General features: G+C 53.2%; 11 protein-coding genes. 3 read left to right on the plus strand and 8 right to left on the minus strand.

The genetic code is table 11. The features are described from left to right. Nucleotides 1–3 precede the first annotated feature (3 nt). The 4 genes from ACOOGA_RS01105 to ACOOGA_RS01120 are packed head-to-tail and all read right to left on the minus strand — an operon-like array spanning nucleotide 4 to nucleotide 5,312. Complete coding sequence (locus ACOOGA_RS01105; protein ID WP_417460949.1) at nucleotides 4–1,239, minus strand: acyl-CoA dehydrogenase family protein; 1,236 nt, start codon at nucleotides 1,237–1,239, stop codon at nucleotides 4–6. An 11-nt stretch (nucleotides 1,240–1,250) separates the two neighbouring features. Further along, nucleotides 1,251–2,987: a class I adenylate-forming enzyme family protein gene (locus ACOOGA_RS01110; RefSeq protein WP_420429309.1), complete on the minus strand. Its 1,737-nt coding sequence runs from the start codon at nucleotides 2,985–2,987 to the stop codon at nucleotides 1,251–1,253. A gap of 7 nt (nucleotides 2,988–2,994) precedes the next feature. Beyond that, nucleotides 2,995–4,131 carry an acyl-CoA dehydrogenase family protein gene (locus tag ACOOGA_RS01115; protein ID WP_417460951.1) on the minus strand — a complete coding sequence of 379 codons (1,137 nt, stop codon included), beginning with the start codon at nucleotides 4,129–4,131 and terminating at the stop codon, nucleotides 2,995–2,997. Between the two features lie 14 nt (nucleotides 4,132–4,145). Further along, nucleotides 4,146–5,312: an acyl-CoA dehydrogenase family protein gene (locus tag ACOOGA_RS01120; RefSeq protein WP_417460952.1), complete on the minus strand. Its 1,167-nt coding sequence runs from the start codon at nucleotides 5,310–5,312 to the stop codon at nucleotides 4,146–4,148. A gap of 256 nt (nucleotides 5,313–5,568) precedes the next feature. Between ACOOGA_RS01120 and ACOOGA_RS01125 the strand changes: the two genes are divergently transcribed. The 3 genes from ACOOGA_RS01125 to ACOOGA_RS01135 all read left to right on the plus strand — a co-directional run bounded on the left by ACOOGA_RS01125 (nucleotide 5,569) and on the right by ACOOGA_RS01135 (nucleotide 8,772). Next, the gene (locus ACOOGA_RS01125; RefSeq protein ID WP_417460953.1) at nucleotides 5,569–6,987 is read left to right on the plus strand and encodes an MATE family efflux transporter; all 1,419 of its coding nucleotides are present in this window, start codon (nucleotides 5,569–5,571) and stop codon (nucleotides 6,985–6,987) included. A gap of 108 nt (nucleotides 6,988–7,095) precedes the next feature. Next, nucleotides 7,096–7,875, plus strand: a complete 780-nt coding sequence (locus tag ACOOGA_RS01130) for a class II aldolase/adducin family protein (protein WP_417460954.1) — start codon at nucleotides 7,096–7,098, stop codon at nucleotides 7,873–7,875. Between the two features lie 33 nt (nucleotides 7,876–7,908). Next, nucleotides 7,909–8,772 (plus strand): acyl-CoA thioesterase, encoded by an 864-nt coding sequence (locus tag ACOOGA_RS01135; RefSeq protein ID WP_417460955.1) that lies wholly within the window; start codon nucleotides 7,909–7,911, stop codon nucleotides 8,770–8,772. Nucleotides 8,773–8,787: 15 nt separating this feature from the next. Here the strand turns inward: ACOOGA_RS01135 and ACOOGA_RS01140 are convergent, their stop codons facing one another. The 4 genes from ACOOGA_RS01140 to ACOOGA_RS01155 all read right to left on the minus strand — a co-directional run bounded on the left by ACOOGA_RS01140 (nucleotide 8,788) and on the right by ACOOGA_RS01155 (nucleotide 12,390). Next, nucleotides 8,788–9,537 carry a class I SAM-dependent methyltransferase gene (locus ACOOGA_RS01140; protein ID WP_417460956.1) on the minus strand — a complete coding sequence of 250 codons (750 nt, stop codon included), beginning with the start codon at nucleotides 9,535–9,537 and terminating at the stop codon, nucleotides 8,788–8,790. A gap of 182 nt (nucleotides 9,538–9,719) precedes the next feature. Next, a complete protein-coding gene (locus tag ACOOGA_RS01145; protein ID WP_417460957.1) occupies nucleotides 9,720–10,793 on the minus strand; it encodes a phosphotransferase family protein in 1,074 nt (357 codons plus the stop codon). Between the two features lie 11 nt (nucleotides 10,794–10,804). Next, nucleotides 10,805–11,572: a glucose 1-dehydrogenase gene (locus ACOOGA_RS01150; RefSeq protein ID WP_417460958.1), complete on the minus strand. Its 768-nt coding sequence runs from the start codon at nucleotides 11,570–11,572 to the stop codon at nucleotides 10,805–10,807. A 14-nt stretch (nucleotides 11,573–11,586) separates the two neighbouring features. Then, entirely contained in the window at nucleotides 11,587–12,390 is an 804-nt protein-coding gene (locus tag ACOOGA_RS01155) for an SDR family NAD(P)-dependent oxidoreductase (RefSeq protein ID WP_417460959.1), read from the minus strand. Nucleotides 12,391–12,401 lie beyond the last annotated feature (11 nt).

The following is a 12,401-nucleotide window of genomic DNA, read 5'->3' on the forward strand; positions in this document are numbered from 1 at the left end:
CCCTTACGCGCTGTTCGAGCGGTATTTTTTAAGCTCGGTCCGCGCAATAACCATGCGGTGCACAGCGTCTGGCCCGTCAGCAAACCGCAGGGTACGCTGGCCGTGCCACATATTCGCGAGCGGGAAGTCTTGGCTGATGCCCTGTCCACCATGCATCTGCATGGCTTCGTCAATCACCTTAAGCGCCATACGTGGTGCCACCACCTTGATCTGGCTGATATACGGCTGAGCAGCCTGTGTGCCGACCGTATCCATCATGTGAGCGGCCTTCAGACACAAGAGGCGTGCCATCTCAATCTCGATCCGGCACTCCGCGATGATGTCATAATTGGCGCCAAGTTTGACAAGCTGCTTGCCAAACGCCTCTTTTGCAAGTGACCGTTTGATCAGGAGCTCAAGCGCGCGCTCCGCTGCACCGATGGAGCGCATGCAGTGGTGGATGCGGCCTGGTCCCAAGCGGCCCTGAGACACTTCAAACCCGCGCCCCTCACCAAGCACAAGGTTTTCTTTCGGCACTCGAACATCCGTAAACCGAATGTGCATATGGCCGTGCGGCGCGTCATCATGCCCAAACACCATCATCGGGCGCAGTATCTCTATACCCGGTGTTTTGGCGTCGACAAAAATCATGCTGTGCTGGTTTTTGCGGGGTGCGTCGGGGTCTGTGCGCACCATGGTTACATATATGGCACAGCGCGGGTCACCAGCGCCCGAGGCCCAGTATTTTTCCCCATTCAGAACGTATTCGTCCCCATCCAGAACCGCGGTCATGGCGATGTTGGTCGCGTCCGACGACGCCACTTCCGGTTCCGTCATGAGGTAAGCTGAGCGGATTTTGCCCTCTAGCAATGGCTTGAGCCATTTTTCTTTATGTTCAGCCGTGCCGTAACGCTCAATAACTTCCATGTTGCCCGTATCAGGCGCCGAACAGTTGAAGCTTTCCGCCGCGAGCTGGGAACGCCCCATTTCTTCCGCCAGATAAGCGTATTCAACTGTCGTAAGGCCGTAGCCCGCATCAGAACCGGTAAGCCAGAAATTCCAAAGCCCGTCCTTACGAGCCTGCTCTTTCAGGCTCTCCAGAATTTCTGTCATACGCGGCGTAAACTCGAACCGGTTACCTGTACCGCCAACCTCATGGTGGTATTCATCTTCTACCGGTACAACATATGTATCGATAAATGTGCGCACTCTTTCTCTGAGTTCTGCGCCCCGTTTTGTCAGCCCTAAATCCATCGACATAATGTTCCCCTTTACTTCACAGAAGACCGCCAAAGGTCCTGATATGCTGTTTTGATGCCGTTTCTATCGATCTTGCCGGAGGCAATGACCGGAAGCGGTTCGTGTGTAATCCAGATTTTTTCAGGCACTTTAAAGCCCGCAAGGTGTTTGCCCACCTCAACTTTAAGTGCTTCTTCCGTAAGATTTTTATCAGCGCTTACAACGGCACCGACAAGCTCGCCCATGCGTTCGTCCGGCAGGCTAAGCACCATAACATCATGCACGCCTGAAATGCCGTGCAGAACGCCTTCCACCTCAAGCGTACTGATGTTTTCACCGCCCCGGATAATGATCTCCTTCAAGCGGTCCACAATGTAGAGATATCCCTCGTCATCAAGGTAGCCCACATCGCCGGAATAGAACCAGCCATCACGGAAGGCACGTGCTGTTGCCTCAGGGTTGTTCCAATATTTGCGAATGTTGGTAACACTTTTTATGCAAACCTCACCGGGCACGCCGGTGGGCTGATCTTTCCCCGTATTCGGGCAAATAATCTTCACATGAATAAGCGGCGGTGTTGGCTTGCCGGTACTGGTCGGCCTTTCAATATATTCGTCTGCCGAAAGCACCGCCCCCAACGAGTTGGTTTCTGTGAGGCCATAACCAATGCCCGGGTTTGATTCCGGAAACACCTGTTTGATCAGCTTAACATGTTCTGGTGGGCGCGCTGCGCCGCCGCCGCCCAGGTCGACGAGTGTAGACAGGTCAAATTTATGCCGAAGAGGTGATGACGCCATCTCAAATGACATAGTTGGCACTCCGGTCATGCCGGTAACACCTTCTGCCTCAATGAGCCTGAACGCGTCTTCGACGTCCCATTTATGCATCAGCACGAGCTTTCGCCCCAAAGTGGCGGAAACAAGCAGAACAGGTAAAAGCCCTGTTACATGGAAAAATGGCACGGTAGCCAGCATGACAGGCTGGAAGTCCGGGTCCATATTCAACCGGCCAAGCATCTTGAGCGCGAGCGCGATGCATACCCAGTTCATCAATACTGAAACCACGGCGCGATGCGTCGAAAGCGCGCCTTTCGGGAATCCCGTTGAGCCCGAAGTATACAGCATCATCGCGTCATCTTCTGAGCCAAGGTCTACGCTCGGCCAAACCATCGGCTTTTTGCCTTCAAGGGCCGCACTGAAAGAGAAAAGCCCTTCGCTTCCATCAAACGCGTCCCTCGCGACAATCACTCTAATGCTACCGTTTTCCACAAGGGGTCTAAGCCGTTCAGCTCGCGGGGCATCTGTGACCGCCAACGTGGCGCCACAGTTATCCATTGCCCAAGCAAGTTCTTCTTCGGTCCACCACGCATTCATCAAAACCGCGATACCGCCAGCGGCAACAATGCCCATATAGGCGATTGGCCATTCAGGGTAATTCCGCATTGCAAGCGCAACACGGTCCCCTTTCTTGACACCAAAATCGTCCGCAAGCGCCTGTGCAAACTGGGACGCCATGGTGATCGTCTCCGCATAGGTGTACCGGTCTTCACCGTAGACAAGGAATTCTCTGTCTGCATGCCCCAGAAACATCATGAACGCGTCCCGCAAGCTCGGTGGCTGGTTCACAAAGGCTGTGTGTTTGGTTCCGTCAATATCCAGTTCCTGGATTGCGAAGGGCATCTCAGGGCGCGTCAGCAAGCCAATAACATGGTCGAGCGGCAGGTCCGGGTCCACTGTGGGTAGTTGAAGCGTGTCAAACATGCTGGCCATCTTTCCCTCAGTATCCAGAGAGGTGGGCAAAACGGTCTGCATGGTAATTGAAATCACCATACAAATGTTGCAATACCCGTGCTCTCTTAATGTAAAAACCCATGTCGAACTCATCGGTCATACCAATGCCGCCGTGCATCTGAATGGCCTCGTTCGTGGCCAGCTCCGCAGTCTTGCTGGCTTTTGCTTTAGCCAGACTTGCAAACCATGCGACATCACCGCCAGCATCTGCCATCTGGAGCGCTTTCAAGACAGCTGACCGTGTCACCTCGATCTCCCCATAGAGCTCAGCAGCACGATGCTGCAAAGCCTGGAAAGAACCGATCGGTACGCCAAACTGTTTGCGTTCCTTCAGATATTCAACAGTTTCGGTGAAGCAATACTGTGAAATGCCAAGCAATTCCGCCGCCACAACAATCCGTGCCCGGTCAAGCGCCGGCTCAACAGTGTCCAGAGCCTTGCCCTCGCCTCCGATAAGCGCACTACCATCCAGTGAAACACCCTCAAAAGTGACTTTTGTCCAATTTCGGCTATCCACAGATACGATAGAATCGATGATCAAACCCTTTGCCCCACGATCAACAATAAAAAGGCTCAAACCATCGCGTTCACCTGCCTCGCCGGAAGTCCGTGCGAGGACAAGAATTTTGTCCGCACCACTGCCATCTGGCACAAAAGTCTTCAAGCCGCTGAGCTTGTACCCGTCCCCTGCTTTTTCAGCCTTAAGCGCCACATCTTCCGGGCTATGGCGACTTCCTTCATCAATTGCGAAGGTGACAACCAATTCGCCTGAAGCAATCACGGGCAATAGTTCTGCTTTTTGAGCCTCAGACCCAGCAGCGGCAACTACCGACGCGGCGACAATACTGCTCGCCATAAAGGGCGACGGTGAAAGTGTATGCCCCATCGCTTCCGCGACAATGCCCGCGCCTACATACCCAAAGGCTGTGCCGCCGTGGTCTTCGTCAACCAACAGGCCAGCAAAACCCATCTCGCTCATCTCAGCCCACAGGCCTTTCGAATAGCCAAGCTCGTCTTTGTCATCGCGCAAACGACGCAACTGGCTAACGGGTGCCTTCTCTTTGAAAAACCCTTCTGCAGATTCCTTGAGGAGCTGTTGTTCTTCATTCAGTACTAATGCCATGATCTAACTCCCCCTTAACTCGGCAAACCAAGAATGCGCTTGGCAACAATATTGAGTTGTACTTCTGTGGTGCCGCCCTCAATCGAGTTACCTTTGGTCCTGAGCCAGGACCGCGCAACCTCACCATTGTTGGAGAACTGCCCTTCCCACTCGAACGCATCAGAGCCGTTCACCTTCACGATAAGCTCATGGCGTTCTTTATTGAGCTCAGTGCCATAGCCTTTAAGAACGGAAGAGAATGCACCCTGATCACCGCCCGCTTTCGCGGCATCTTTGGCCCGCTCAAGCGTAAACATGAAAGACGCAGCGTCTATCTCATGCTCCGCAATCTGGTGCCGCAGCAAACTGTCTGGCAGTTGACCATCTTTCTCGCCAAGTTTCTGTTTCGCCAACATACTGAGAGGGGTTGGCACGCCCATGTCGCCGATATTGCTGCGTTCGTGCGTCAGCAGGTATTTGGCGATAGTCCAACCCTTGTTTTCCTCACCCACGAGATTTTTCTTCAAGACCTTCACGTCATCAAAGAAAGTTTCGCAGAAAGGTGAATTTCCAGAGATCAACTTGATGGGCTTGGTGGAAACACCCTCTGTTTCCATATCGAAAAGCACAAAGCTGATACCTTCATGCTTAACCGTGGTATCGGTCCTGATCAGGCAGAAAATCCAATCAGCCTTATCGGCGTATGAAGTCCATATCTTCTGGCCATTGACGATATAGTGATCGCCTTTGTCTTCCGCCTTGGTTGCAAGGCTCGCGAGGTCTGAGCCCGCATTGGGTTCTGAATACCCCTGACACCAACGAATTTCGCCGCGGGCAATCTTGGGCAAATGCTCAAGCTTCTGCTCATGCGTGCCAAACTTTAGAAGCGCTGGGCCAAGCATCCAGATGCCAAAGGATACCAGCGGCACGCGCGCCTTAATGCGGCGCATTTCTTCCGCAAGCACTTTGCCTTCTTCTTTCGAGAGGCCGCCGCCGCCATATTCCGCGGGCCAGGTTGGAACAGTCCACCCCCTGGCGCCCATGCGCTCAAGCCACAACTTTTGATCATCGCTTTGAAAAACGAAATTGCGGCCACCCCAACAAAAATCCTGCTCGCCCTTCATCGACGTACGCATTGATGCCGGACAGTTGGCCTCCAGCCATTCGCGCGTCTCGGTGCGGAAAGCTTGCAAATCACTCATGGTACGATACCCCTCTCCATTCTCCCTTCGGCTCTTCCCGGAGCCGACGTTCCAGCGCAGGACGTTACGTCTGCCTGAAAAGCTAATGGTAAGGAGTAAGGCGGTTTCCCCTCTATTCAAGGCTGACAAGTGAAGATTGTGCTTATTCTTTTGCACTCGTGCGATATTTCCCCCGGCACTCTAGCCAGACCAAAAAATTGCCCTAACTCATTCCGCTAAGCTGCCATTCTGGCAAAACACCCGAGCACGAGAGCATATGGCGGCCTTCTCATATAAAACTGTCTGGAACCTTGCAGGGCCGAATATCATCAGCAACGTCCTGATGGTATCCATCTCGTTCGCTCATCTGTGGATTGTGGCTCCCTTTGGCAGGGAGGCCAGTGCGGCCGTTGTAACAGGGGGACGCGTGCATTTTCTTCTGATGGCAGCAGCCATGGCACTTTCTGTTGCCACCACAGCAGTTGTGGCGCGTGCGTGGGGCGGTGACGACGGTGAAGAAGCATCCGCTGCCACCACAAGCTCCCTTGTGCTCGCGGCGCTCATTTCCCTGTTTCTGGGGTCCATTACATATCTTTTCGCCCCCAATATTGTTCATCTCTTCGGCCTGGACCCGCATACTGAGGCGCTGGCTGTGGACTATATTCGCCCGGCCAGCCTGCTGAATGTGGTTTTTGCGCTGATGATGACGGTGGCGACAGCCTTTCGGGCGATTGGTGATGTCATCCGCCCCCTGAGGTTTACGGCAGTCAGTACGCTTTTCAGCGTGCTTGGATCGTTGGTTCTGGTTCATGGGTATCTCGGCCTGCCTGAAATGGGAGTTTCAGGCATACCTTGGGGCACAGCTACTGGCCAGCTTGCCGTGGTACTGTGGTTTGCTGCGCGCTGGCTAATGAACAGCTATGCGCTTACACCCAAGCTGAACGAAGCCCTTGATCGGCGCCGTGTGGGAATATTGGTCTCTATCGGCACACCAGCCGCGCTTGAGCAAATTCTCATCCAGGTCAGCTTCCTCCTGTTTATGATGTTGCTCTCAAGCTACGGCACTGCAGCTTTTGCAGCATACGGCATTGGCATCACCGTCCTCAGCGTTACCATAGTTGTCGGGCTTGGGTTCGGGACTGCGAGCGCCACTCTCGCGGGGCAGCGGCTGGGAGCAAAAGATGCAGAGGGTGCAATCGCGAGCGGCTGGGCCGCCACACGCCTTGCCGTGCTTGGCATGACGCTGCTTGCGATTCTGACCTTTTGCTTTCGTGGCCCTATCGCGGCACTTCTCTCAACCGATGAGACAGTGCGGGCCCATACGGAGTTTTTTGTGCTTATCCTCGCGCTGGTACAGCCCCTAATGGCGATTGAGTTTGCAATTGGTGGCGCCCTTCGCGGTGCAGGCGATACCCGCTTCCCGCTCTACGTCACGTTTGCAGGCATGATCGTGGGGCGACTCTCTATCGGTTTTATAGTACGCGCACTTGGCGGCCCGGTTGAAGCAATGTACTCGGTTATCATTGCCGATTACCTGATCAAAGCCACGCTTCTGATTATTCGCTTCCGCAACATTGACTGGAATGAGTTGGAGACCCACCCGCACGCGCCGCTGGCTCTACAGTCCGTCGCGGGAGTTAGTCGCGGTACGGTTCGCACGTTCTTCAGCCGCAAGAGCGATACCAAACCCGATTAAGTAGCTAATTTCTATTCGCCTTTGGACGTCAGTATAATTTGCTCTACTTTTTATTCTGGATAGCCAAAACTCATAGGCTATCTTTCGTGTTTTGATCAGGAGGGGAACATGGCGAAACCTGGAATGTTGGATATTGGTTCAGTGAAGGACAAAGTGTCCGCCACAGAATGGGAAACACGGGTCAACCTTGCTGCCGCCTATCGTATGGTGGCGCATTTGGGCTGGGACGACCTGATCTATACCCATATTTCCGCCCGCATCCCCGGTACAGATCATCACTTCCTTATCAACCCGCTAGGGCTGATGTTCGAAGAGATCACCGCCTCAAGTCTTGTGAAGGTCGACCTGAGCGGCAAGCAGCTTATGGACACACCCTTCATTCCCAACGCCGCTGGGTTTGTCATCCACAGCGCTATCCATGAAGCGCGAGACGACGCCATGTGTGTACTGCATCTGCACACAGACTACGGCATCGCCGTCTCCAATCAAAAAAATGGTTTGCTGCCGATTTGCCAGAGCTCTATCCCACCATGGATGAGCGTTGCCTATCATGATTATGAAGGCTTTGCCGTAAATGATGGTGAGAAAGAGCGCCTGGTTGCCGATATGGGCACCAAAAACGCACTCATCTTGCGCAACCACGGCACTCTCACAGCGGGCAGCAGCGTTGCGAAAGCCTTTGAACTGATGTTCTTCCTTGAGAAGGCCTGTAAAATTCAGGTGCTGACGCAAGCAACGGGGGTGCCATTGCATGCACCCAGCAAAAGCTCACTCGACAACGCGGTGCGGGACGTGCAGGTCGTCGCTGGTGCCAATGGTGCAGATAATTTTGTCTGGCCTGCTATTTTACGTAAGATGGACAGGCTTGACCCAAGTTTCCGGGATTAAACCCCAAAAGTTATCCCTACCCCATGAGGATTTATGAACACGGTACAACCGATCATTGACGCGCTTGCTATAGAGCGGCTGGATAACCTCCTGTTTCGTGGCGACCCAAACGACTGGCCCAACAAACATGTGTTTGGTGGCCATATTCTCGCGCAGGCGATGGAAGCTGCAACATTGACGGTTGAACCCGCCTACAAGCTACACTCATTGCATTGTTATTTCCTAAGGCCCGGCATTGCTGGTCAGCCCATTATCTATGACGTGGACCCTATCAGGAACGGCCGTAGCTTTGTCACCCGCCGAGTTGTTGCCATCCAGAACGGTGAGGCAATTTTCACGATCTCGGTCTCCTTCCATGTGGGGGAAAGTGGTGTTGAACACCAGATCGACATGCCAGAAGTGCCAATGCCGGAAGATCTTGAAGACGATGAAGCTTATTACGCTCGAGTGCTTCGCGCCTTTGGCAAACAACCCAAAGATAAGCCCTTCATGCCGTTTGAGATGCGTTCGATTGACAGGATGGACCTGGAAAACCCGGCCCCAAAAAGCCCGGAAACAGGCTATTGGTTCAAGTTGAAGGAAGAGATATCCGGTGACCAAGCCCTGCACGGCAGGCTGATGGCCTATATCTCCGACTTTGCCTTCCTGTCCGCGAACCTTCGGCCCCACGCCATGATCCCACGGGATCCTCGGCTCAAAACCGTTGCCAGTCTCGACCATGCCATGTGGTTTCACCGCGAAAACTTCCGCGTTGACGATTGGATTTTTTACCGCACTGACGGGTATTGGACCGGCAAAGGCCGAGGCCTTGCCCGTGGCGCGCTTTATGACCGCGCGGGGCGCTTGTTAGCCTCCACAGCGCAAGAAGCGCTGCTACGTATGAAAAAAGAAGATTAAAACCGGGTGGCCAGCTTAATCCGCTGGCCATATTTTTGATTTACCCACTGGTTTCTTCAACTGGGGTTTCTGAGCACTCTTTTTGCGCCACACCACGTAACGTACCTCAACACCGTCGCGAATGCTGCGCCTTAACTGACGACCAACCTTCACCATATCCAGTGCTTCTATCGCGGTGCGTTTCTGACTTTCATCCGGGCTCCAGTCAGCGAGCTCCATATAACTTTCCCGCACGAGGTGGGATGTCTCCTCCGAGACATTGTAGTTTCCTGCAAGGTCAAAATATTTGGTTAGTGTATTCCTCTTGGTCGGCAGGTTGTTTGATACCTGCGAATAGACAAAATAGCCATTTGGCTTGACCATTTGCTGAACATGTTCTGTCCACTCCTGATCTTCCCGAAAAGCGCGCAGGTCATCCATGCAAAAGAGCGCGTCATAGTTGAACTTTTCCCGCCTTGTTGGGTCTTCCAGTTGAGTAGCTGGCAAGACCCTTACAGCTTTTGATGTCAAGAAAACCCGCTCAAGATGCTCAGCGCACTCATGGCGACCCTCAAACGCATCGACGGTGAAGCCTCGCTCCGCCAGTGTTCGCACAAGGCGCCCACCTCCTGCCGCAACAACGCCCACGTTGGCGCGTTTTGGAAGATCCTGGAACATAGCCATTTCATCAATGATGGAAAGGCTGATCGGACGCTCGCAATAATCCATATCCTGACCATTGAACATCAGGTCAAGCGCGAGCGAAAACGCTAGTTTCTCTGCCAATATATTACCCCTCAGTCGGGCCCCACCCGCCTTAGTGCACCAAACATAAACAGGAAGGCCCCTTCGGATCAAACGAATCCGTTAAGCCCTTCTTCAAAAACAGTTGATCACACAAAGGTAAATAAAATGCACCATGAGTTGCATCATGATGCATTATCCGAGCGTGAGCAGCAGATGAAGCGTTAGATATTAGACTTTTCAATCAAATACCGTGCATAATTACCAATCTGGTTCGTGCGCACACCAAAACCTGCGAAAGCCTTGTTCTTGGTTTGCCCGTGATAGTAGCGATAGTAAATTTGCTGCAAAATCACCGCCAAACGAAACACACCGTAAACTAGGTAATAGTCGAACTTGGCCAGGTCATAGCCAGTCTCTTTCGCGTAAATCTCGCAAATTTCTTCACGGGTTAGCATGCCAGGCGCAAGACATGGCTGCATGCACATCCTGATCATGTCTTCCGGGTCGCCGCGCTGGGACCAATATGCCAAAGTGTTGCCAAGGTCCATGAGCGGATCACCAAGCGCACTGATCTCCCAATCAAGTATTGCCTTGATTTCAAAAGGATTTTCTTCGCACAAGATCACATTATCGAGCCGGTAGTCGCCGTGAAGTACAGAATGCCCAACCTCACCAGATGGCATATGGGCGTCAAGCCACTTACGCACGTCTTCAAAGCTCTCGACATCATCAGTGATAACCTTCTCATATCGGCGGTTCCAACCCATCACTTGTCGCTCGACATACCCTTCCGGTTTGCCAAAATCAGCGAGGCCTGCGGCTTTAAAATCGACCTTATGAAGCTCGATCAGTTTATGGAAGAACGAGAGGCATAGCTTGCGCCCCTCCTCTTCACCAAAACCCCAGCTTTCAGGGATAGTCCGGTCCAATTTGCGGCCATCCACCTGCTCCATGACGTAGAATTCAGCGCCCAATGGGCTTTCTTCCTCCGTCATATGGAAATAGGTCTCTGGCACAGCCGGAAACGTTGGTTTCAAGCCATTCATCACGCTAAATTCGCGGATCATGCTATGGCCAGATTTTGGGCGCGTACCAAAAGGCGGGCGCCTTAGAACGAAATTCTTGTTTCCATACTGAATTGAGTAAGTGAGGTTGGAATGGCCGCTGGCAAATTGCCTGATAGTTGGTGTGCCCTCAAGCCCACCAATACGGTCTTTGATGATCTTATCGATCACCTGTGCGTCCAGTTCCTCACCTTCACGAACCTGTACGGTTTTATTCAGTTCTTCTGTCACGATAACGCCCCCTATGCAGTCCAACCACCGTCCATCACCAACGTCGTGCCAGTGGTGAAGGCCGCAGCGTCAGATGCCAGATACAGCACGCCGCCCACCATATCCTCCGGCTTGCCTGCGCGCGGGATTGGGAACTGACTGGTATATTTGGACAACATATCTTCGTTAGAGGTGAAAACCGCTGTCATTTTGGTATCCACCAAACCGGGGCATATGGCGTTAACGCGGATACCATCGTGGCCATACTCGCGCGCGTAAGCCTTGGTCATATTGATCATGGCAGATTTGGTCATCGAATAGATGCCCTGCAGATGGCCGGGCGAAATACCGTTGATAGAGGCCACATTCACGATAGCGCCCCCGCCTTGGACTTTCATCATCTTCACTGCCTCGGCGGACAAGTAAAAAGGCCCCTTGAGGTTAACGTCAATCGTCTTGTCGAACGCCGGCTCGGGGGTATCGCCGATGTTGCCGTAGAACGGGTTAGTGCCACCACAATTCACCAGCACATCAAGCCTGCCGTATTCGGTTTTGATCCAGTCAAACACCGCTTGCACGTCATCCATCTTACCAGCGTGAGCGGCTTTGGCTTTTGCGTCCCCGCCATATTCATTAATACTGGCGGCCACTTTCTCACATGCTTCCTGATCGCGTGAGGAAACGATAACCTTCGCGCCGTTGGCCGCGAAAGCGCGAACAATTGCTTCACCAATCCCCCGGGATGAACCGGACACGAAGACGACCTTGCCGCTAAAGTCCATAAGTTTGGTATAATCCATTTTTCACATCCCCCTTAAATTGGCCGACCCGTGGTTTCCAACTGATGGCGGCGAAACTTGCGCATGCCACCAACCCAGCGGTCATAATCTTTTGCTTTGTTGAGGAAATATCCCTCTACCTGGTCGTGCGGGCGGATCATGAACCGCCCTTCCCGCATGCCTTTAAGCACACGGGAAGCAAACTCTTCCGCTGGCATCACACCATCGCCCGCAGCTGAGCTGTTTTCCGCGCCCGCCGTCATCTTGGAAACAACAGCCTGCGGGCATAAACACCCCACATAGAGACCATCATCACCGTGAGAGATCGCTAAGCTTTCCGTAAAGCCAACTGCTGCATGTTTAGTGGTGGAATAGCTTGTGTCACCAATCTGGCTCAAAAGGCCCGCCGCGCTCGCGGTTACAATGAAGCCGCAACCTTCACGCTTCAGCATGCTTGGAAGAACCGCACGGCACGCGAGGATGTGCGCAAACACGTTCACTTCCCATATTTTTTGCCACTGTTCGTTTGACTGGCTGATAACGGTCCAGTCCGGCGCGTCAGAAAAAATGATGCCCGCGTTTGAGAAATAGAGGTCTATCGGCCCTGCATCAGCCTCAACGGCCCGCGCAAATGCCTCAACAGCCGCCTCATCCGCCACGTCAAGCTTGTAGGCTTTCGCCGCGCCCCCTATATCACTCGCCACGGCTTTGGCACCAGCCTCATCCATGTCGGCAAGTGCAACAAATTTTGCACCTTCCGCTGCAAAAAGCCGCGCAAGTGCTGCGCCAATACCGCTCGCACCACCAGTGATTACAATGACTTTGTCTTTAACGTCCATAAAGGCTCCCT

Origin of the sequence: Kordiimonas sp. (assembly GCF_965216265.1) — a bacterium.
Classification (GTDB): Bacteria; Pseudomonadota; Alphaproteobacteria; order Sphingomonadales; family Kordiimonadaceae; genus Kordiimonas.